We start from the raw sequence: 21,218 nt of genomic DNA, 5'->3' as shown, positions 1-21,218 counted from the left end.
CGGACTTGTTCGGCGTACAAGTGTACGCTATTGTGCCACTCGAAACTTTAAAATAGTGCGACTTACAGAGGTATTGAATGAAACGTGCAGTGATTACTGGCTTGGGCATCGTTTCCAGCATCGGTAATAACCAGCAGGAAGTCCTGGCATCTCTGCGTGAAGGACGTTCAGGGATCACTTTCTCTCAGGAGCTGAAGGACTCCGGCATGCGTAGCCACGTTTGGGGCAACGTAAAACTGGATACCACTGGCCTCATTGACCGCAAAGTAGTGCGCTTCATGAGCGACGCATCCATCTATGCATTCCTATCAATGGAGCAGGCAGTGGCTGATGCCGGCCTTGCTGCAGAAGATTACCAGAACAACCCGCGCGTTGGCCTGATTGCAGGTTCCGGCGGCGGCTCCCCACGTTTTCAGGTGTTCGGCGCTGACGCAATGCGTAGCCCACGTGGTCTGAAAGCGGTTGGCCCGTATGTGGTCACCAAAGCGATGGCGTCCGGCGTTTCTGCCTGCCTCGCAACGCCGTTCAAAATCCACGGCGTAAACTACTCCATCAGTTCTGCCTGTGCGACATCTGCGCACTGCATCGGCAACGCGGTAGAACAAATTCAGCTGGGCAAACAGGACATCGTTTTTGCTGGCGGCGGCGAAGAGCTCTGCTGGGAAATGGCGTGTGAATTCGATGCCATGGGTGCGCTGTCTACCAAATACAACGACGATCCGTCAAAAGCTTCCCGTACCTATGACGCAAACCGCGACGGTTTCGTTATTGCTGGCGGCGGCGGTATGGTCGTGGTTGAAGAACTGGAGCACGCTCTGGCACGTGGCGCGCACATCTATGCGGAAATCGTCGGTTACGGCGCAACGTCCGATGGCGCAGACATGGTTGCTCCGTCTGGCGAAGGCGCAGTACGTTGCATGCAGATGGCGATGCACGGTGTAGACACGCCGATCGACTACCTGAACTCTCACGGTACCTCGACTCCGGTTGGCGACGTGAAAGAACTGGGCGCAATCCGCGAAGTGTTTGGCAACAACAGCCCGGCAATCTCCGCAACCAAAGCGATGACCGGTCACTCACTGGGCGCGGCTGGCGTGCAGGAAGCTATCTACTCTCTGCTGATGCTGGAACATGGCTTTATCGCGCCAAGCATCAACATTGAAGAGCTGGATGAGCAGGCGGCAGGTCTGAACATCGTGACCAAACCGACCGAGCAGGCGCTGACCACCGTGATGTCCAACAGCTTCGGCTTTGGCGGCACCAACGCTACGCTGGTTATGCGTAAGCTGAAGGCGTAAGTCTCAGCTTGAATACGAAAAAAGGGAGCCAACAGGCTCCCTTTTTACTGTGTTTACTTCGGCATTTTTTCGTATTCCGGCGCGATCTCAGCGGACCATGCTCTGGCTCGCGTAATCTCTCCGGCATTGTAAATAGGCTGCTCGTAATGACGACCCGCGTCCCGGACACGATAAATTTTCCACCGTCCTTCCTCCCAACGGGTATATACCTCCAGTTGAATAGGGGCTGACTCAGTGCCTAACTGCAGGTTCAGTTTTTCACCGCCGAGGAATGGCTGCGCCTGTCCAACCCGCAACAGCGGGATCCATGCCGGTGCGTAATCCTGCACATACATAAAGTAGTCCGCTTGCACGATCTCCTGCTCATAAAGCGTATCAATCAGCGCCAGACGCCCGATAACCTCTTTTGCGACATAGCGTTGCAGTAATGCTGATGTTTCGCGGGGCGTATCCGGATCCTGAGTGTAGTTCTTCATCCACGAAAGATAGAACTGTTTCACATCCTGCGTGCTGTCACGGTGAGAAGGGGTACAGCCACAAATCAGCAGGATGAGAACAATCAGTGGAAAGGCTTTCATTACTTCTTCCTGTAAATGGTGTATGACGGCTTTGCAGGTATATTCCGCACCGCGCCCTTGTGAATATGAACTCGCGTGCGATTTGGTGTAATTGACCGCCACCTTTTTATCCCAACTCATAACGACTCCTGTTAATAACATACGTAATAACAATTACGTGATGCTTTAACAGTATTTACGCAATTGGAAATGGCAAATAGTGCTATTAATATTCTCAATATATTAAGCTCGGATATTTATTAATTTATATGCTCGATAAATTACGAGTGATCTATTTAATATTCAGTATTACTTGTTTTATCCTCTGGCTGCTGGCGTGGATAGCGTGATGGCCAAATCACGTCTGGCGAGGTTTCGAGCGCCTGCGCAATGAACTGTTCCGCTCTGGGCCAGCTTCGTGTAAATACATTGCGCAGTGAATCGGGTGATAATCCAGCCGCACGAGAAAGATCTCTGAGCGTGATTCTTTTTTTCCAGTGCACTTTCAATATCTGCACGATGCCAGTCTTGGCTTTTGTGTTCCATTCTGTAAACCTAAGTTAATGTGTTATCGGTGCCGATATTTTTTTTCAGGGTATAAACCAGAGTAACAAAATAACGTAACTTTCTTTTTTGTCACTGGAATATTGCCAGAATAAAACTGAAATTTCGCGCAAAAGGAAAAATTTTTTATTCCACAGGCAGAAAGGAAAGAAATTAATGGCAAAAGGTTGGTTCAGGGTTGACAAATTTAGTGGCTCACAGGCAGACTTCGCACTCAACATTATCTATCTGATAATGCGTAAGCGTTTAACGTTATCCAACGCACCTTAATCCTGAAAGTCAGGTAGAGGGGGCGTGGACATTCCTCGCCTTACTCTGCATTTTGGAGTAACGCATGACAGCTGTAACCCAACAAGAAAAAACACCTTCGGCGAACTTTTCGCTGTTTCGTATCGCTTTTGCAGTTTTCCTGACCTATATGACGGTCGGCCTACCTTTGCCCGTTATTCCTCTGTTTGTGCATCAGGAGCTGGGCTATGGCAACACCATGGTTGGTATCGCCGTAGGCGTACAGTTTCTGGCAACGGTATTAACGCGCGGCTACGCCGGGCGCTTAGCCGATCAATATGGCGCCAAACGTTCGGCGCTACAGGGGATGTTTGCCTGTGGGTTGGCGGGCGCGGCGTGGCTGTTAGCCGCGCTATTGCCTGTCTCTGTCCCTGTAAAATTTGCATTGTTAATCGTCGGGCGTTTGATCCTCGGTTTTGGCGAAAGCCAACTGCTCACCGGAACGCTGACCTGGGGGCTTGGGCTGGTCGGTCCAACACGCTCGGGTAAGGTGATGTCGTGGAACGGGATGGCGATTTACGGTGCGCTCGCCGCCGGTGCACCGCTGGGCTTGCTGATCCATAGCCACTTTGGCTTTGCGGCGCTGGCGGGAACGACAATGGTATTACCGCTGCTGGCATGGGCATTCAACGGCACCGTTCGCAAAGTGCCTGCTCATGCAGGAGAACGCCCTTCGTTATGGAGCGTGGTAGGGCTTATCTGGAAACCGGGCCTGGGCCTGGCGCTGCAGGGCGTTGGCTTTGCGGTGATCGGTACGTTTATTTCACTCTATTTTGTCAGCAACGGCTGGACGATGGCGGGGTTCACCCTGACCGCGTTTGGCGGGGCGTTTGTGTTGATGCGCATTCTGTTTGGCTGGATGCCGGATCGGTTCGGAGGCGTGAAGGTAGCCGTTGTCTCCTTACTGGTTGAAACCGCGGGGCTGATTCTGCTGTGGCAGGCCCCATCAGCATGGATTGCGCTGCTCGGGGCGGCATTAACCGGGGCAGGATGTTCGCTTATCTTCCCGGCATTGGGCGTAGAGGTTGTGAAGCGAGTGCCCGCGCAGGTTCGCGGTACGGCGCTGGGCGGTTACGCCGCGTTTCAGGATATCTCCTACGGCATAAGCGGCCCGGTCGCCGGGGTGCTGGCCACCGCGTACGGTTATCCCTCGGTATTCCTTGCCGGAGCGATATCCGCCGTGGTGGGGATTGTCGTGACGCTGCTTACGCTGCGCAAAGGTTAAGCGACCAGCCAGAAAATGGCTAATGCGATCATTAACGCGACAAACAGCAGTCCCGGTCGTGCCGACAGAGATTTAACCGTTTCAATCATCGGCGCGAACGGGCTGTAAATAGGCTGAAGATGGCGCGGATCGTTTAGCTCGCGTTCCCGTTCAACGCGGCGCAGGAAGATTTGATTCAGCAAGTCCTGCACCTGCACCGTGGTCAGAATCGTTTGTGGTTGGATCTGATACGTCTGCTGCGCATACTCTTTTATTGCCGTCAGCTCATTCGGCTCTAATGGTAGCTTCAACGCAGCCTGGAGCGTTTGTAACGTCGGGGCACTTTGCAGGCTGAGCGTCTGGCGCGCCTGCAGCCAGGTGACCAGATGAGTAAACTGTTTGGCGGGGATCAGCTCACCGCTTTTTACGCCAGACAGCTCTAACATTGACTGCCAGATCATCTTACCTGACTCTCCCGTGGCCGCCGCCAGTTTGGTAACCAACTGGTTCAGCGTATTGTGCTCTGCGGGTAATAACGGACGATCGGTGGCTGGGCGCTGTTGCGGTTGCGGTATAGAAAGCTGCCCTTGTTGCAGCAGCGTGAGCACGTTCTTCAACTGCTCAGGCGTGAGCTGGCTGAGCGCCGTTTGCCCATACTGCTGACGGATAAAATCACTTACCGCCTGGCGGTTATTTCCCTGACTCAGTAATTCAGTGAGCTGTGAGAGAACCTGACGATTAGCATGATTTTGCTGAGCAACACCCAGCCGCTGATTCAGGTTTTGCTCCGCGGCAGGAAAGTGACGTGATTGCAGCGGCGTATCACTTTTGACGCCCAGATCGTGCTTCATTCCGGCCACACCTCGGCGCTTTGCTGTTGGGTGAGTGAAATCAGACGGGTAATCAGTCGTTCCAGCACGGTACGTTGTTGTGTGGATAACGGTTGTTCACCCGCAGCAGAAGGGGCATTTTGGCCTTCGCCGGGAGGGCGTGCGGGTGTACCTGAAATGGGCTGCATCATCTCTGTTCCTTAAATCTGTGCTGACCAGGTCTCGCAGTATGCCTGGCGGCGAGATTATGGCACACTTGCCCGGTTAACTCTCGTTCTCAAACAGGTGCGAAAGACGTGAAAATCCTCGTTGATGAAAATATGCCCTATGCCCGCGAACTGTTCAGTCGTTTGGGGGAGGTCAAAGCGGTTCCCGGTCGCCCGATTCCCGTTGCCGAACTGGATGATGCGGATGCCTTAATGGTGCGCTCGGTGACGAAAGTAAATGAATCACTGCTTAGCGGAAAACCGGTTCAATTTGTCGGCACGGCAACCGCAGGCACGGACCATGTGGATGAAGCCTGGCTTGCGCAGTCGAAGATCGGCTTTTCCGCAGCGCCCGGCTGTAACGCGATTGCGGTCGTAGAATATGTTTTTTCAGCGTTGCTGATGCTGGCGGAGCGCGACGGGTTTGCGTTACGCGATCGTACTGTAGGCATCGTAGGCGTGGGCAATGTGGGCGGCCGTTTGCAGGCACGTCTGGAAGCACTGGGGATCCGCACGCTGCTGTGCGATCCGCCGCGAGCCGATCGCGGTGACGAGGGAGATTTCCGCTCGCTGGACCAACTGGTAGAGCAAGCCGATGTGTTGACTTTCCATACGCCGCTGTTTAAAGACGGACCGTACAAAACGCTGCACCTGGCAGATGATGCGCTGATTAGCCGGCTGAAGCCGGGCACCATTGTGATCAACGCCTGCCGCGGGCCGGTCATCGACAATACGGCATTGCTGAACCGATTGAATGCCGGGCAGTCGCTGAGCGTCGTGCTGGATGTCTGGGAAGGGGAGCCGGATCTCAATGTGGCATTGCTGGAGAAAGCCGATATCGGCACGGCGCACATTGCCGGGTATACCCTGGAAGGAAAAGCGCGCGGCACCACGCAGGTCTTTGAGGCCTTTAGCAAGTTTATTGGTCGCGAACAACACGTTGCGCTCAATACCCTGTTACCTGCGCCGGAATTTGGTCGTATCACGCTGCATGGCCCGTTAGATCAGCCAACGCTGAAAAGGCTGGTGCATTTAGTGTATGATGTGCGCCGCGATGATGCACCGCTGCGTAAAGTCGCTGGAATTCCGGGTGAGTTTGATAAGCTGCGTAAAAATTATCTTGAGCGCCGTGAATGGTCGTCTTTATACGTGATGTGTGACGACGCAACGGCTGCTGCCTTGCTGTGTAAGCTAGGTTTTAACGCTGTTTATCACCCGGCACATTAATGTCTTCTTAATGCTCCCTGTCGAATAATGCGACAGGGACGCTTACGTATTTCTGGAGTAAATCACCATGTCTGAAGGCTGGAATATTGCCATTCTGGGCGCAACGGGCGCCGTAGGCGAAGCCCTGCTCGATACGCTGGCTGAACGCCAGTTCCCGGTCGGTGAAATTTATGCGCTGGCGCGTAATGAAAGCGCAGGTGAGCATCTGCGTTTTAACGGTAAATCGGTCCTTGTTCAGGACGTTGTAGACTTTGACTGGACGCAGGCGCAACTGGCATTTTTTGTTGCGGGCGCTGAAGCCACCGCCGCATGGGTGGAAGAAGCGACCAATGCCGGTTGCCTGGTTATCGACAGTAGTGGCCTGTTCGCGCTTGAGCCGGACGTTCCGCTGGTGGTTCCGGACGTTAACCCGTTCGTACTGGCGGATTACCGCAACCGCAATGTGATTGCGGTTCCTTCCAGCCTGACCAGCCAACTGCTGTCTGCGCTGAAGCCGCTAATTGATGACGGCGGGCTGTCACGTATTACGGTGACCAATATTATTTCTGCTTCCGCTCACGGTAAAAAAGCCGTAGATGCGCTTGCCGGACAGAGCGCGAAACTACTGAACGGCATCCCGATTGACGATGACGATTTCTTTGGTCGTCAGCTGGCGTTCAACATGCTGCCGCTGCTGCCGGATCGCGAAGGTAGTGTGCGCGAAGAGCGTCGTATCGTCGATGAAGTGCGCAAAATTATGCAGGACGACGGGCTACTTATCTCCGCCAGCATCGTGCAGTCGCCGGTATTTTATGGCCACGCACAGATGGTGAATTTTGAAGCTCTGCGTCCGTTGGCGGCGGAAGAAGCACGTGATGCGTTTTCACGCGGTGAGGACGTAGTGTTGTCAGAAGAGACCTATATCCCGACGCAGGTTGGTGATGCGTCAGGTACTCCGCACCTTTCAGTTGGCTGTGTGCATAACGATTATGGGATGCCGGAACAGGTTCAGTTCTGGTCTGTGGCAGACAACGTACGCTTTGGCGGTGCGTTGATGGCGGTAAAAATTGCGGAAAAACTGGTGCAGGAGTACCTGTACTAATGTCTGACCTGCAACAGCCGTCAACCCATAAAATTGCGCTGGGCATTGAGTATGACGGCAGCAAATATTATGGCTGGCAGCGCCAGAACGAAGTGCGTAGCGTTCAGGAAAAACTGGAAAAAGCGCTCTCTCAGGTGGCGAATGAACGCATCACTGTCTTTTGTGCGGGACGCACGGATGCGGGCGTTCATGGCACAGGGCAGGTCGTGCACTTTGAAACGACTGCCCAGCGTAAAGATGCAGCCTGGACACTGGGGGTAAATGCGAATTTACCTGGTGATATCGCTGTGCGCTGGGTGAAAGCTGTACCCGATGATTTCCATGCCCGATTTAGCGCCACGGCTCGCCGTTATCGCTACATCATCTACAATCATCGGTTGCGCCCTGCGGTTTTAGGTAAAGGGGTAACCCATTACTATGAACCGCTGGACGCTGAGCGTATGCATCGTGCGGCCCAGTGTTTGATTGGCGAAAATGATTTTACCTCGTTTCGGGCGGTGCAGTGTCAGTCGCGCACACCGTGGCGTAACGTGATGCACATTAACGTTGAACGTTTTGGTGCATATGTGGTGGTGGATATTAAAGCGAATGCCTTTGTACATCATATGGTCAGGAATATTGTCGGCAGCCTGATGGAAGTAGGCGCCAACAACCAGCCGGAGAGCTGGATAGCAGAACTGCTAGCGGCGAAGGACAGAACGCTGGCAGCGGCAACGGCGAAAGCGGAAGGACTGTATCTGGTTGCAGTAGATTACCCGGAACGGTTCGACCTGCCAAAACCGCCTATGGGCCCGCTATTTCTGGCGGACTAATTTGAGTCGTATAAAGGCAAAACTATGGACCTGATTTACTTTCTTATCGATTTTATCCTGCATCTGGCGGAGCTGGTTGCGGAATACGGTATCTGGGTATACGCGATTCTGTTTCTGATCCTGTTCTGCGAAACCGGGCTGGTGGTGACGCCGTTCCTGCCGGGAGACTCGCTGCTGTTTGTCGCTGGCGCGCTTTCTGCGCTGCCAACTAACGATCTCAATGTTCATCTGATGGTGATGTTGATGATTGTGGCGGCGATTATCGGCGATGCGGTGAACTACACGATTGGTCGTTTGTTCGGTGAAAAACTCTTCAGTAACCCGAACTCTAAAATTTTCCGTCGCAGTTACCTGGATAAAACCCATGCGTTCTACGAGCGTCATGGCGGCAAAACGATTATCCTCGCGCGTTTCGTACCTATCGTGCGTACATTTGCACCGTTTGTTGCCGGTATGGGACACATGTCCTACCGTCATTTTGCGATGTATAACGTCGCAGGCGCGCTGCTGTGGGTATTGCTGTTCACCTATGCAGGCTATCTGTTCGGCGATCTGCCGATCGTTCAGGAAAACCTGAAATTACTGATTGTGGCGATCATCGTCCTTTCCGTATTGCCGGGCATAATTGAAGTGATTCGCCATAAACGCGCTGCGTCACGGGCTGCAAAATAGAAAGTAACTCAGCGGTTCGACCACTTTTTTATCCAAAGTTTCGGGCTGTTATGTTTTAATGTGCAACATTCATGGTCTGTTAGGGGCAAAAATGGCATTATGCGCCCCTTATAACAAAGCTGACTAGGGTTCAGGCAGAAAGGTCACCAATGAGCTGGATTGAACGAATTAAAAGCAACATTACTCCCACCCGCAAGGCAAGCATTCCTGAAGGGGTGTGGACCAAGTGTGATAGCTGCGGTCAGGTTTTATACCGTGCTGAGCTGGAACGTAATCTTGAGGTCTGTCCGAAGTGTGACCATCATATGCGCATGTCGGCGCGCAATCGCCTGCATAGCCTGTTAGATGAAGGTTCTCTTGTGGAACTGGGTAGCGAGCTTGAGCCGAAAGATGTGCTGAAGTTTCGTGACTCCAAAAAGTACAAAGACAGACTGGCTTCTGCGCAGAAAGAAACTGGCGAGAAAGATGCGCTGGTGGTAATGAAAGGCACGCTGCACGGTATGCCGGTCGTTGCTGCTGCATTCGAGTTCGCGTTTATGGGCGGCTCCATGGGCTCTGTGGTCGGCGCGCGTTTTGTCCGTGCCGTTGAGCAGGCGCTGGAAGATAACTGTCCGCTGATCTGCTTCTCCGCTTCTGGCGGGGCGCGTATGCAGGAAGCGCTGATGTCTCTGATGCAGATGGCGAAAACCTCTGCTGCGCTGGCGAAAATGCAGGAACGCGGTTTACCGTATATTTCTGTACTGACCGACCCAACAATGGGCGGTGTTTCTGCTAGCTTCGCGATGCTGGGCGATCTCAACATTGCAGAACCGAAAGCACTGATCGGCTTTGCTGGTCCGCGTGTTATCGAGCAAACCGTACGTGAGAAACTGCCGCCGGGATTCCAGCGTAGCGAGTTCCTGATTGAAAAAGGCGCTATCGATATGATCGTCCGCCGTCCTGAAATGCGCCTGAAACTGGCAAGCATTCTGGCGAAGCTGATGAATCTTCCTACGCCGAATCCGGATGAGCCGCGTGAAGGCGAGGTGGTACCTCCGGTTCCCGATCAGGAATCAGAGGCCTGATAGTTTACTCTATGGGTTTCGGGTTGCAGGCAGGCGATAAGAGAGTTAATCCCGATGAGCTTACACAGGTAAGTGATTCGGGTGAGCGAGCACAGCCAACGCATCTGCAACGTGAAAAACAACGTGTAAAAAAGGGCAGGCCGGTTGGTGCTGCCCTTTTGCTTTTCTCAACGTAAAGAATCTACAGCCATCATGGACAATAAACGTATTCCTCAAGCCGCGTCGCCCCTGGCATCGTGGCTTTCTTATCTGGAAAACCTGCACAGTAAAACCATCGATCTCGGCCTGGAACGCGTAAGTCAGGTGGCGCGCAAACTGGGTGTGTTGAAACCCGCGCCATTTGTTTTTACGGTGGCGGGAACCAACGGGAAAGGCACAACCTGCCGTACGTTGGAATCTGTGCTGACCGCAGCAGGTTATAAAGTTGGCGTTTACAGTTCGCCGCATCTGGTACGCTACACGGAACGCGTACGCGTGCAGGGGCGTGAACTGCCGGAATCAGCGCATACCGCCTCGTTTGCTGAGATTGAAGACGCGCGTGGCGACATTTCCCTGACCTACTTTGAATACGGTACCTTATCGGCGCTCTGGTTGTTTAAACAGGCCCAACTGGATGTCGTCATCCTGGAAGTTGGGTTAGGCGGTCGCCTTGACGCGACCAATATCGTGGATGCCGATGTTGCGGTGGTCACCAGCATTGCGCTTGACCATACTGACTGGCTGGGCCCGGATCGCGAAAGCATTGGTCGTGAGAAGGCGGGAATTTTCCGTGCAGAGAAACCGGCTATCGTCGGTGAACCGGAAATGCCTTACACCATCGCCGATGTTGCGCAAGAGAGCGGGGCGATTTTGCAACGCTGCGGCGTGGACTGGCGCTATGCGGTCACGGAGAACGACTGGTCCTTTACGGACGATCACGGTACGTTGGCGCACCTGCCGTTGCCGCAGGTCCCGCAACCTAACGCCGCGACCGCACTGGCAGCACTGCGCGCAAGCGGGCTTAACGTCAGCGAGCAGGCCATTCGTGACGGTATTGAACAGGCGATTTTACCGGGGCGCTTCCAGATTGTGAGCGAGTCGCCGCGGGTGATTTTTGATGTTGCCCATAACCCGCATGCGGCGGAGTATCTGACCGGCCGTCTGAAAAAATTAGTGAAAAGCGGGCGTGTACTTGCGGTTATCGGTATGCTACATGATAAAGATATTGCCGGTACGTTAGCCTGGTTAAAAAGCGTGGTTGACGCCTGGTACTGTGCGCCCCTGGAAGGGCCGCGTGGTGCTACTGCAGAACAACTGCTGGAGCATCTGGGCAAAGGCTACGCCTATGACAGCGTGGCGCAGGCATGGTCTGCGGCGCTAGCTGAGGCGAAGCCAGAAGATACCGTGTTGGTGTGTGGATCGTTTCACACTGTCGCACATGTCATGGAAGTGATAGACGTGGGGAGAAGCGGTGGCGAGTAAGTTTCAGAATCGATTAGTCGGCACAATTGTGCTGGTCGCGCTGGGGGTGATTGTGCTCCCCGGGCTGCTTGACGGGCAGAAAAAGCATTATCAGGATGAGTTTGCGGCGATCCCGCTGGTGCCGAAACCCGGCGATCGCGATGAACCAGACATGATGCCTGCAGCCACGCAGGCGCTGCCGACGCAGCCACCGGAAGGGGCGGCTGAAGAGGTGCGCGCGGGCGATGCTGCCGCGCCATCGTTGGATCCGTCACGTTTGACGACGGCAAACAGCGCGGAGTTAGATCCTGTCCCCGCGCCTGTAGAACAGCCGAAACCCAAACCGAAGCCGCAGCCGGTTGCCGTCGCTCCGACGCCAGCACCGGCTCCAGCGCCGAAACCGGCCGCGGTGGAACCGCCAGCTCCAACCGGCAAAGCGTACGTTGTACAGCTCGGTGCGCTGAAAAATGCGGATAAGGTCAATGAGATCGTGGGTAAACTTCGTGGCGCGGGCTTCCGGGTATATACTTCCCCGTCAACGCCGGTGCAGGGTAAAATAACCCGTATTCTCGTAGGACCTGACGCCTCCAAAGATAAGCTGAAGAACTCGCTGGGCGAGCTGCAGAAGATCTCCGGTCTGAGTGGCGTAGTGATGGGGTATACCCCTAATTAAGGGATTGCGCTGTTCACGGCGCTGCTCTTAATTCAGGCCGGATAGGGTGTTTTTACCGCTATCCGGCAGTGCCCGAAGAGGCATAAAACGGTATGGCGTTGAAGATTTTTTCAGCGCCATTTTTATTTACGCGTGGAAAGGAAATCCCTACGCAAACGTTTTCTTTTTCTGTTAGAATGCGCCCCGAACAGGACGACAGGGCGTTAAATCGTGGGACACTTATGGTCTGGATTGATTACGCCATTATCGCGGTGATTGGTTTTTCCTGTCTGGTTAGCCTGATCCGTGGCTTTGTTCGTGAAGCATTATCGTTGGTGACTTGGGGTTGTGCTTTCTTTGTCGCCAGCCATTACTACACTTACCTGTCTGTCTGGTTTACGGGCTTTGAAGACGAACTCGTTCGAAATGGGATTGCTATCGCGATACTGTTTATCGCGACACTTATCGTCGGCGCTATCGTTAACTTTGTGATAGGCCAACTGGTAGAGAAAACAGGCCTGTCGGGTACCGACAGGGTGTTGGGGATCTGCTTTGGTGCTCTGCGAGGAGCGCTGATCGTCGCCGCCATACTGTTCTTTCTCGATACCTTTACAGGTCTGTCGAAAAGTGAAGACTGGAGCAAGTCGCAGCTGATCCCGCAGTTCAGTTTCATCATCAGATGGTTCTTTGACTATCTGCAAAGCTCGTCAAGTTTCTTGCCCAAAGTATAAACTTTGGGTTGTTGCTGAACGAGGAAAAGACGTATGTGCGGTATTGTCGGTATCGCCGGTGTTATGCCGGTAAACCAGTCGATTTATGACGCGTTAACGGTGCTCCAGCATCGTGGTCAGGATGCCGCAGGCATCATCACCATTGATGCCAACAACTGCTTCCGCTTGCGTAAAGCAAACGGAATGGTGAGCGATATTTTTGAAGCGCGCCATATGCAGCGTTTGCAGGGCAATATGGGCATCGGTCATGTGCGTTACCCAACGGCTGGCAGCTCCAGCGCCTCCGAAGCTCAACCTTTTTACGTCAACTCACCGTATGGCATCACGCTTGCCCATAATGGCAACCTGACCAATGCGCATGAGCTGCGTAAAAAGCTGTTTGAAGAAAAGCGCCGCCACATCAATACCACTTCAGACTCTGAAATTTTGCTGAATATTTTCGCCAGCGAGCTGGATAACTTCCGCCATTATCCGCTGGAAGCCGATAATATTTTTGCTGCTATTGCGGCAACCAACCGCCAGATCCGCGGCGCCTATGCCTGCGTGGCGATGATTATTGGCCACGGTATGGTTGCCTTCCGCGATCCTAACGGTATCCGTCCGCTGGTACTGGGTAAACGCGATATCGGGGATGGTCGTACCGAGTATATGGTGGCCTCCGAGAGCGTGGCGCTGGATACGCTGGGCTTTGAATTCCTGCGCGATGTGGCACCTGGCGAAGCGGTGTATATCACCGAAAAAGGTCAGCTGTTTACTCGCCAGTGTGCCGATAACCCGGTCAGCAATCCGTGCCTGTTTGAATACGTTTACTTCGCTCGTCCTGACTCCTTTATCGACAAGATTTCCGTCTACAGCGCCCGTGTAAATATGGGTACCAAGCTTGGCGAAAAAATTGCTCGTGAGTGGGAAGATCTGGACATTGACGTGGTGATCCCGATTCCGGAAACCTCCTGCGATATCGCGCTGGAAATTGCCCGTATTCTCGGTAAGCCGTACCGTCAGGGTTTTGTGAAAAACCGCTACGTGGGTCGTACCTTTATCATGCCCGGTCAGCAGCTGCGCCGTAAATCCGTGCGCCGTAAGCTGAACGCCAACCGTGCGGAATTCCGTGATAAAAACGTGCTGCTGGTGGATGACTCCATCGTGCGCGGTACCACCTCGGAACAGATTATCGAGATGGCGCGTGAAGCCGGAGCGAAGAAAGTGTATCTGGCCTCTGCGGCCCCGGAAATTCGCTTCCCGAACGTTTATGGTATCGATATGCCTACGGCGACGGAGCTGATTGCTCATGGTCGCGAAGTGGACGAGATTCGCCAGATAATCGGTGCAGACGGTCTTATCTTCCAGGATCTGAACGATCTGATTGAAGCGGTCCGCGCTGAGAACCCGGATATTCAGCAGTTTGAATGTTCAGTGTTTAACGGTGTGTACGTCACCAAAGACGTCGACCAGCAATATCTCGATTTCCTTGACTCCCTGCGTAATGACGATGCCAAAGCAATTTTGCGTCAGAACGAAGCGGAAAACCTCGAGATGCATAACGAAGGGTAATGTTCTGTTGCAGGTCAGGACACATAGAGTGGACTGACTTGCAACTGCGCATAAAAACCTGCAAAGTCAGCCCTGAAGCAAGTAAGGGCGAAAAAATGAAACGACTCATTGTAGGGATTAGCGGTGCCAGTGGCGCGATTTATGGCGTGCGCCTGCTGCAGGTTTTGCGTGACGTTACTGATGTGGAAACCCATCTGGTGATGAGTGCTGCTGCCCGACAGACGCTGGCGCTGGAAACAGACCTCTCTGTACGCGACGTGCAGGCACTGGCGAATGTAAATCACGATACGCGCGATATCGCCGCCAGTATCTCTTCCGGCTCTTTTCAGACCGCCGGAATGGTAATATTACCTTGTTCAATCAAAACGCTTTCAGGCATCGTCCACAGTTACACCGATGGGCTGCTTACCCGTGCGGCAGACGTGGTGTTGAAAGAACGCCGCCCGCTGGTGCTGTGCGTGCGTGAAACGCCCCTGCATCTGGGGCATCTGCGACTGATGACGCAGGCGGCAGAAATTGGCGCGGTGATTATGCCGCCAGTCCCGGCATTCTATCATCGCCCGCAAACGCTAGATGATGTGATTAATCAAACGGTTAACCGTGTACTCGACCAGTTTGATATCTCCCTTCCACAGGATCTGTTCACCCGCTGGCAAGGGGCGTAAAACCGTTCCATCAGCGTGCAAAGAAACATCCATTGCCCTGTTTCAGGGCAATTTTGTAACCGCGATCATATCCTCAACATTTAATTCGTTAAAACTCAACGAAACGCTGCGGTTCAACCGTCAGACCTGCTATCTTCAAAATCAGGACATTATTGCAACGTTTTATTAACATATTTAACGTCGAATATCCTCATCGACGCGAAAATGGCATAAGACCTGCATGAAAAAGTCTGCAAACACACAACACAACGTAAAACATAATAAAATTACGCCACTTGAGGGTTATGTATGAAGAAGACGGTTCTTGCTTTGTCTTTGCTGGTAGGACTCTCCGCCACCGCGGCCAGCTACGCAGCACTTCCGCAGACGGTTCGTATTGGTACAGATACAACGTACGCACCTTTTTCCTCTAAAGATGCCAAAGGCGACTTTGTCGGCTTTGATATCGATCTGGGAAATGAGATGTGTAAGCGCATGCAGATTAAATGTACCTGGGTAGCCAGCGACTTTGACGCGCTGATCCCATCGCTGAAAGCGAAAAAAATTGATGCCATCATCTCCTCGCTTTCAATCACTGAGAAGCGTCAGCAAGAGATTGCGTTCTCAGACAAACTTTACGCAGCAGACTCACGTCTGATCGCCGCGAAAGATTCCCCAATTCAACCGACTCTTGATTCCCTCAAAGGTAAACATGTTGGCGTACTGCAAGGCTCGACTCAGGAAGCCTATGCTAATGACAACTGGCGCAGCAAAGGCGTAGATGTAGTGGCCTATGCGAACCAGGACCTTATCTATTCTGACCTGACAGCGGGTCGTTTGGACGCGGCGTTGCAGGATGAAGTCGCGGCCAGCGAAGGCTTCCTGAAGCAGCCTGCCGGTAAGGACTACGCTTTTGCTGGTCCGTCGGTGAAAGATAAAAAATACTTTGGTGACGGCACCGGGATTGGCTTGCGCAAAGATGATACAGAGCTGAAAGCTGCTTTCGATAAAGCGCTGGGCGAACTGCGCAAAGACGGCACCTACGACAAAATGGCGAGCAAGTATTTTAACTTCAATGTCTACGGCGATTAATACGCCGCAACGGGGAATGGACTGCACCATTGCGGGTAACCATTACGGTGCATAATAAATTCAGTGCACTGTTTTGGTGCTTTTGTCGCTGTCTTAATAAGCATGAGTGCATACTTAAGCGCTTTTCATGCAAATAAATACCGCCGACAGGGTAGAATGCTTTGCCTTGTCGGCCCGATTAATGGCACGATAACTGCACCTGGTCCTGTAAAGATCCCCTATAAAAGACAGTCTGTTGAGGATAGTTATGAAAAAACTGGTGTTGTCTCTTTCTCTGGTCCTGGCTTTCTCCAGTGCTACCGCAGCATTTGCAGCCATTCCGCAAAAAATTCGTATCGGTACCGATCCTACTTATGCGCCGTTCGAATCGAAAAATGCACAGGGTGAATTAGTCGGTTTTGATATCGATCTGGCTAAAGAGCTGTGCAAACGTATCAATACACAATGTACCTTCGTGGAAAACCCGCTGGACGCGCTTATCCCTTCGTTAAAAGCGAAGAAAATCGATGCGATTATGTCCTCGCTTTCCATCACTGAAAAACGTCAGCAGGAAATCGCCTTTACCGACAAGCTTTATGCAGCCGACTCGCGTCTGGTTGTCGCTAAAGATTCTGCTATTCAACCAACCATTGAGTCGCTGAAAGGTAAACGTGTTGGAGTGCTGCAGGGCACGACTCAGGAAACCTTCGGCAACGAGCACTGGGCGCCAAAAGGCATTGAAATTGTCTCTTATCAGGGGCAAGACAATATCTATTCTGACCTGACTGCCGGGCGTATTGATGCTGCATTCCAGGATGAAGTCGCGGCCAGCGAAGGCTTCCTGAAACAGCCGGTCGGTAAAGATTACAAATTCGGCGGCCCATCTGTAAAAGACGAGAAGTTATTCGGCGTGGGTACCGGTATGGGGCTGCGCAAAGATGATAACGAACTGCGCGAAGCACTGAACAAAGCCTTTGCCGAGATGCGAGCTGACGGTACTTACGAGAAGCTGGCGAAAAAGTACTTCGATTTTGATGTTTATGGCGGTTAATCACCGCAGGTGCTGATAAAGCCCGTAGATTTTTGACGAGTTGAATTTATGCCTGATGGCGCTGCGCGTATCCGGTCTACAGCAATTTTGTAGGCCGGATAAGGCAAAGCCGCCATCCCGCATTTAACAGTTTGTCTGAAATCAAAAGAGGCTTATTACTCCACCACACACGACAGGACAGGCAGCATGTTGTATGGCTTTTCAGGTGTTATTTTACAGGGCGCAATTGTTACGCTGGAGCTGGCACTTAGCTCGGTGGTACTGGCGGTTCTGATAGGCCTTGTCGGCGCGGCAGCAAAGCTGTCGCAAAGCCGGGCGCTGGCGCTTATTTTCGAAGGGTACACAACGCTTATCCGCGGCGTGCCCGATCTGGTCTTAATGCTGCTCATCTTTTACGGATTACAAATCGCGCTGAATACCCTTACCGATGCAATCGGTATCAGCCAGATTGATATCGATCCGATGGTCGCGGGTATTATTACGCTCGGGTTTATCTACGGAGCCTATTTTACCGAAACATTTCGTGGCGCATTTATGGCCGTGCCAAAAGGACATATTGAAGCCGCGACGGCATTCGGTTTTACCAGTTCACAAATATTTCGCCGCATTATGTTCCCGGCGATGATGCGCTATGCCTTACCGGGAATTGGCAACAACTGGCAGGTCATTCTTAAGGCCACGGCGCTGGTATCGTTGCTCGGCCTGGAAGACGTGGTGAAAGCCACTCAGCTTGCCGGAAAAAGTACCTGGGAGCCGTTCTATTTTGCCGTAGTGTGCGGGGTCATCTATCTGGTGTTTACCACTGTTTCTAATGGTGTGCTGCTGTACCTTGAGCGCCGCTATTCCGTGGGTGTAAAGAGGGCTGACCTGTGATTGAGATTATTCAGGAATACTGGAAGTCCCTGCTGTGGACCGACGGATATCGCTACACCGGCGTGGCTATCACCCTGTGGCTTCTGATTTCATCGGTGGTGATGGGCGGGATACTGGCGCTGTTTTTGGCAATTGGTCGTGTTTCCAGTAATAAATTTATCCAGTTTCCCATCTGGCTGTTCACCTATATTTTTCGTGGGACGCCGCTGTACGTCCAGTTGCTGGTGTTTTATTCCGGGATGTATACGCTGGAGATAGTCAAAGGCACGGACTTCCTCAACGCGTTTTTCCGCAGTGGGCTAAATTGCACCGTGCTGGCGCTGACGCTGAATACCTGCGCCTATACCACGGAGATTTTCGCCGGGGCTATTCGTTCCGTACCCCATGGTGAGATTGAAGCCGCGCGCGCTTACGGTTTCTCGTCGTTTAAACTGTATCGCTGCATTATTTTGCCTTCCGCGCTGCGTATTGCGCTGCCGGCTTACAGCAATGAAGTTATTTTAATGCTGCACTCCACGGCGCTGGCGTTTACCGCAACGGTACCTGATTTGTTGAAAATCGCCCGCGATATCAACTCGGCGACGTATCAGCCGTTTACCGCCTTCGGTATTGCCGCTGTTCTGTATTTGATTATTTCGTATGTCCTGATCAGTCTGTTCCGTAAAGCGGAAAAACGCTGGTTGCAGCATGTATCCTCTAAATGATTCGAGTAACACGATGTCTGAAAATAAATTAAACGTTATCGATTTACATAAGCACTACGGCGAACATGAAGTGCTGAAAGGGGTATCGCTGCAGGCCAATGCGGGTGATGTTATCAGTATTATTGGCTCGTCAGGTTCCGGTAAAAGTACCTTCCTGCGCTGCATTAACTTTCTCGAGAAACCGAGCGCCGGGTCGATTGTGGTGAGTGGTCAGAACATTAGTCTGGTACGCGACAAAGACGGCCAGCTTAAGGTTGCAGACAAAAATCAGCTGCGCTTGCTGCGCACGCGACTGACGATGGTCTTTCAGCACTTTAATCTGTGGAGCCACATGACGGTGCTGGAAAACGTGATGGAAGCGCCGATCCAGGTGTTGGGGCTGAGCAAGCAGGAAGCTCGCGAACGTGCGGTGAAGTATCTGGCGAAAGTGGGTATTGATGAGCGCGCTCAGGGCAAATATCCGGTGCATCTGTCCGGTGGTCAGCAGCAGCGTGTCTCCATTGCTCGTGCGCTGGCGATGGAACCGGAAGTGTTGCTGTTTGATGAACCCACGTCGGCACTTGACCCGGAGCTGGTGGGCGAAGTGCTGCGCATTATGCAACAACTGGCCGAAGAGGGAAAAACCATGGTGGTCGTGACCCACGAAATGGGGTTTGCACGTCATGTCTCCACGCACGTGATTTTCCTGCATCAGGGGAAGATTGAAGAAGAGGGCGATCCGGAGCAGGTATTTGGTAATCCGCAAAGCCCGCGTTTGCAGCAGTTCCTCAAAGGTTCGTTGAAGTAAGTCACCTGCCCGGAGGCGCTACGCTTTCCGGGCCTGGGATTTTAGCGCGTCGCACTCCAGACGATAAACCCAGTCGTCGTAGGCGATACCATCAATCTCATACGCCTTTTCCAGTACCTGCGTACGCACGAACCCCGTTTTTTCCAGAATCCGTATTGAGCCCTTATTATCCGCCAGTGCGTAAGCATTTATCGCCGTGACCGCCGCGTGCTCGAAGGCGTACTGGCACACCGCGCGTACGGCTTCGCTGGCAATACCTTTCCCCTGCGCCTGTGGCAAGATGGCGTAGCCGAGGTCGGCTTCATGCGGGTAGAGATGGCTGATTTGCAGACCAATATCGCCGAGCGGCGTCGGGTTGTTGTGCTCGCGGATGACAAAAGTGTGCTGTGCGGCAAGGCGTCTGGCGAATAACAGACGCGTATCTTTCACCGGGGCGATGTTGCCCATATAGCGCATGACTTCAGGACATTCACGTAGTTTCTGGAAAAATGACCAGTCAGAAAACTGAAACAAAGAGAGGGTAAGTCGGGGAGTCGAAATTATCGCCATAACGTCGCCATTGCAGAAATCTGGCCTATAACCTTACCACCACAACGGCGACCGTGAATAGCGCTTAGGGGTTATCGGATGACATCCGCCAGCGCTTCTTCTAAATCGTACCAGCGAAACGCGAAACCGGACGCTTCCAGGCGTTTTGGCAACGCTCGCTGACCGCCGAGAACCAGCACTGAAGATTCGCCCATCAGCAACCGCATTGCGGTGGCGGGAACGCGCAGAATGGCAGGACGGTTCAGGGCGTGGCCCAGCGCGTGGGCAAACTGCTCATTGTGCACCGGGTACGGTGAAACCATATTGAAGGGACCGCGCAGATCGTTATCCAGCAGCCAGAGAATTCCGTTGACCATATCATCAATATGGATCCAGGCCATATACTGGCGTCCGTTGCCAATTGGTCCGCCTAAGCCAAGACGAAACGGCGGAACCATTTTCGCCAGAATGCCGCCAGCAGAGGCCAGTACCACGCCGGTGCGCAGCATACACACGCGGGTTTTATCGCTTTGCGCGGTGCTGGCAATTTGCTCCCAGCGGGCGCACAGCTTATGGGTAAATTCGTTATGCGGCGGCTCTTCTTCTGTGACCACCACTTCGCCTAAATCGCCGTAGTAACCGGTAGCGGAACCGGAGATTAGCACTGCGGGCGGTGTCTCGCTGGCATTGATTAAATCGACCAGCTTCTGCGTGATGACCCAGCGGCTCTGACACAGGCGTTCCTTTTGCTGGGCACTCCAGCGCTTGTCCGCAATCGGCTCTCCGGCAAGGTTAATGACGGCATCAATGTCATTGAGATTTTGCCGCTCTTCCAGCCCTTTGGACAGCGTAACCCGGGAGTCGAGAATCTGACGGGCCTTATCAGGAGAACGGGTCACTACGGTTATCTGATGCCCCAGCTCCAGCAAGCGGGGGATCAGATGACGTCCAATCAGGCCAGTACCGCCGGTAATCAGAATCTGCATGTCGCCTCCCGGGTTATGTTTTAGCGCTGCCAGCTCAGCGTCATAGAGACTGAGTCGGCGTAACGTAATGCGTGAAGTTTATCTATCTCTACTTGAGCATAAGTGACCCAGTGATGTTCGCGTGCGATATCGAGCACATCTTGAGTTAATTTTTCTAACAATGAGAAGCGGTTACCCTCCACGTGGGCAATGATGCTCTTGGTGATAGTGCGATAATTCAGCGCGTCGTTGATATCTTCGCTGGTACGGGCTTTGTCTGCCGGATAGTGAATGGCAATGTTGATGACGATATCCTGGCGGTTAAGGATCTCCTCTTCTTTGATGCCGATAAAAGTGCGCAGACGAAGGTTTTTTATACGAATAATTGCGTCAGGTTGTGACATTGCAGGTTTCCTCC

At 52.9% G+C, this 21,218-nt stretch carries 21 protein-coding genes and 3 pseudogenes; 17 read left to right on the top strand and 7 right to left on the bottom strand.

The window, feature by feature from the left end; translation table 11 throughout:
• Nucleotides 1–77: 77 nt before the first annotated feature.
• A complete protein-coding gene (gene fabB / locus B9P82_RS06190; protein WP_016157055.1) occupies nucleotides 78–1,298 on the top strand; it encodes a beta-ketoacyl-ACP synthase I in 1,221 nt (406 codons plus the stop codon).
• A gap of 53 nt (nucleotides 1,299–1,351) precedes the next feature.
• Here fabB and B9P82_RS06185 read toward each other — a convergent pair whose 3' ends face one another.
• From B9P82_RS06185 to B9P82_RS06180, 3 genes and pseudogenes are all read right to left on the bottom strand, one after another.
• Nucleotides 1,352–1,876 carry a YqhG/Tai3 family protein gene (locus B9P82_RS06185; protein ID WP_019077303.1) on the bottom strand — a complete coding sequence of 175 codons (525 nt, stop codon included), beginning with the start codon at nucleotides 1,874–1,876 and terminating at the stop codon, nucleotides 1,352–1,354.
• A 24-nt stretch (nucleotides 1,877–1,900) separates the two neighbouring features.
• Nucleotides 1,901–1,996, bottom strand: a pseudogene (locus B9P82_RS29375) (hypothetical protein); the annotation flags it as partial.
• Between the two features lie 155 nt (nucleotides 1,997–2,151).
• Nucleotides 2,152–2,401, bottom strand: a pseudogene (locus B9P82_RS06180) (transcriptional regulator).
• 352 nt (nucleotides 2,402–2,753) lie between these two features.
• Here B9P82_RS06180 and B9P82_RS06175 point away from each other — a divergent pair.
• Nucleotides 2,754–3,932: an MFS transporter gene (locus B9P82_RS06175; RefSeq protein WP_016153865.1), complete on the top strand. Its 1,179-nt coding sequence runs from the start codon at nucleotides 2,754–2,756 to the stop codon at nucleotides 3,930–3,932.
• Here the strand turns inward: B9P82_RS06175 and flk are convergent.
• Nucleotides 3,929–4,929: pseudogene (gene flk / locus B9P82_RS06170) on the bottom strand (flagella biosynthesis regulator Flk). The gene B9P82_RS06175 and the pseudogene flk overlap by 4 nt on opposite strands.
• 108 nt (nucleotides 4,930–5,037) lie before the next feature.
• Here flk and pdxB point away from each other — a divergent pair.
• The 15 genes from pdxB (at nucleotide 5,038) to hisP (ending at nucleotide 19,307) form a co-directional block, all read left to right on the top strand.
• Nucleotides 5,038–6,174, top strand: coding sequence for a 4-phosphoerythronate dehydrogenase PdxB (gene pdxB, locus B9P82_RS06165; protein ID WP_101700098.1), 1,137 nt, complete (start codon nucleotides 5,038–5,040; stop codon nucleotides 6,172–6,174).
• 67 nt (nucleotides 6,175–6,241) lie between these two features.
• The gene (locus tag B9P82_RS06160) at nucleotides 6,242–7,255 is read left to right on the top strand and encodes an aspartate-semialdehyde dehydrogenase (RefSeq protein WP_016157051.1); all 1,014 of its coding nucleotides are present in this window, start codon (nucleotides 6,242–6,244) and stop codon (nucleotides 7,253–7,255) included.
• Nucleotides 7,255–8,067: a tRNA pseudouridine(38-40) synthase TruA gene (truA, locus tag B9P82_RS06155; protein ID WP_016157050.1), complete on the top strand. Its 813-nt coding sequence runs from the start codon at nucleotides 7,255–7,257 to the stop codon at nucleotides 8,065–8,067. The genes B9P82_RS06160 and truA overlap by 1 nt, the downstream gene beginning before the upstream one ends.
• Before the next feature lie 24 nt (nucleotides 8,068–8,091).
• Entirely contained in the window at nucleotides 8,092–8,739 is a 648-nt protein-coding gene (locus tag B9P82_RS06150; RefSeq protein ID WP_101700097.1) for a DedA family protein, read from the top strand.
• Between the two features lie 149 nt (nucleotides 8,740–8,888).
• On the top strand, nucleotides 8,889–9,803 hold the full coding sequence (gene accD / locus B9P82_RS06145; protein WP_016153859.1) for an acetyl-CoA carboxylase, carboxyltransferase subunit beta: 915 nt from the start codon (nucleotides 8,889–8,891) through the stop codon (nucleotides 9,801–9,803).
• Between the two features lie 192 nt (nucleotides 9,804–9,995).
• On the top strand, nucleotides 9,996–11,264 hold the full coding sequence (gene folC / locus B9P82_RS06140) for a bifunctional tetrahydrofolate synthase/dihydrofolate synthase (protein ID WP_047500877.1): 1,269 nt from the start codon (nucleotides 9,996–9,998) through the stop codon (nucleotides 11,262–11,264).
• Nucleotides 11,254–11,916 (top strand): cell division protein DedD, encoded by a 663-nt coding sequence (gene dedD, locus B9P82_RS06135; RefSeq protein WP_016153857.1) that lies wholly within the window; start codon nucleotides 11,254–11,256, stop codon nucleotides 11,914–11,916. Before folC ends, dedD begins: the two co-directional genes overlap by 11 nt.
• 221 nt (nucleotides 11,917–12,137) lie before the next feature.
• The gene (gene cvpA / locus B9P82_RS06130; protein WP_005129678.1) at nucleotides 12,138–12,626 is read left to right on the top strand and encodes a colicin V production protein; all 489 of its coding nucleotides are present in this window, start codon (nucleotides 12,138–12,140) and stop codon (nucleotides 12,624–12,626) included.
• Nucleotides 12,627–12,659: 33 nt separating this feature from the next.
• The gene (purF, locus tag B9P82_RS06125) at nucleotides 12,660–14,177 is read left to right on the top strand and encodes an amidophosphoribosyltransferase (protein WP_005129677.1); all 1,518 of its coding nucleotides are present in this window, start codon (nucleotides 12,660–12,662) and stop codon (nucleotides 14,175–14,177) included.
• A gap of 95 nt (nucleotides 14,178–14,272) precedes the next feature.
• Nucleotides 14,273–14,842 (top strand): UbiX family flavin prenyltransferase, encoded by a 570-nt coding sequence (locus B9P82_RS06120; protein WP_019077299.1) that lies wholly within the window; start codon nucleotides 14,273–14,275, stop codon nucleotides 14,840–14,842.
• A gap of 288 nt (nucleotides 14,843–15,130) precedes the next feature.
• The gene (gene argT, locus B9P82_RS06110) at nucleotides 15,131–15,913 is read left to right on the top strand and encodes a lysine/arginine/ornithine ABC transporter substrate-binding protein ArgT (RefSeq protein ID WP_101700096.1); all 783 of its coding nucleotides are present in this window, start codon (nucleotides 15,131–15,133) and stop codon (nucleotides 15,911–15,913) included.
• 247 nt (nucleotides 15,914–16,160) lie between these two features.
• The gene (hisJ, locus tag B9P82_RS06105) at nucleotides 16,161–16,943 is read left to right on the top strand and encodes a histidine ABC transporter substrate-binding protein HisJ (RefSeq protein ID WP_003028120.1); all 783 of its coding nucleotides are present in this window, start codon (nucleotides 16,161–16,163) and stop codon (nucleotides 16,941–16,943) included.
• Nucleotides 16,944–17,129: 186 nt separating this feature from the next.
• On the top strand, nucleotides 17,130–17,816 hold the full coding sequence (locus tag B9P82_RS06100; RefSeq protein ID WP_016153853.1) for a histidine ABC transporter permease HisQ: 687 nt from the start codon (nucleotides 17,130–17,132) through the stop codon (nucleotides 17,814–17,816).
• Entirely contained in the window at nucleotides 17,813–18,520 is a 708-nt protein-coding gene (hisM, locus tag B9P82_RS06095) for a histidine ABC transporter permease HisM (RefSeq protein ID WP_003028116.1), read from the top strand. The genes B9P82_RS06100 and hisM overlap by 4 nt, the downstream gene beginning before the upstream one ends.
• Nucleotides 18,521–18,533: 13 nt before the next feature.
• Nucleotides 18,534–19,307 carry a histidine ABC transporter ATP-binding protein HisP gene (gene hisP / locus B9P82_RS06090; RefSeq protein WP_101700095.1) on the top strand — a complete coding sequence of 258 codons (774 nt, stop codon included), beginning with the start codon at nucleotides 18,534–18,536 and terminating at the stop codon, nucleotides 19,305–19,307.
• Nucleotides 19,308–19,325: 18 nt separating this feature from the next.
• On the opposite strand, the gene B9P82_RS06085 is transcribed toward hisP, so the two are convergent.
• From B9P82_RS06085 to folX, 3 genes are all read right to left on the bottom strand, one after another.
• A complete protein-coding gene (locus B9P82_RS06085; RefSeq protein WP_072050783.1) occupies nucleotides 19,326–19,856 on the bottom strand; it encodes a GNAT family N-acetyltransferase in 531 nt (176 codons plus the stop codon).
• Between the two features lie 71 nt (nucleotides 19,857–19,927).
• Nucleotides 19,928–20,821 carry a TIGR01777 family oxidoreductase gene (locus B9P82_RS06080; protein ID WP_016153850.1) on the bottom strand — a complete coding sequence of 298 codons (894 nt, stop codon included), beginning with the start codon at nucleotides 20,819–20,821 and terminating at the stop codon, nucleotides 19,928–19,930.
• A gap of 20 nt (nucleotides 20,822–20,841) precedes the next feature.
• Complete coding sequence (gene folX / locus B9P82_RS06075) at nucleotides 20,842–21,204, bottom strand: dihydroneopterin triphosphate 2'-epimerase (protein ID WP_016153849.1); 363 nt, start codon at nucleotides 21,202–21,204, stop codon at nucleotides 20,842–20,844.
• Nucleotides 21,205–21,218: the final 14 nt, after the last annotated feature.

The sequence above is a fragment of the Citrobacter sp. L55 genome, from assembly GCF_002850715.1.
GTDB classification, from domain to species: Bacteria; Pseudomonadota; Gammaproteobacteria; order Enterobacterales; family Enterobacteriaceae; genus Citrobacter; species Citrobacter braakii.
Note: the sequence above shows the minus strand (reverse complement) of the source record. Positions and strands in the feature narration are given on the sequence as shown.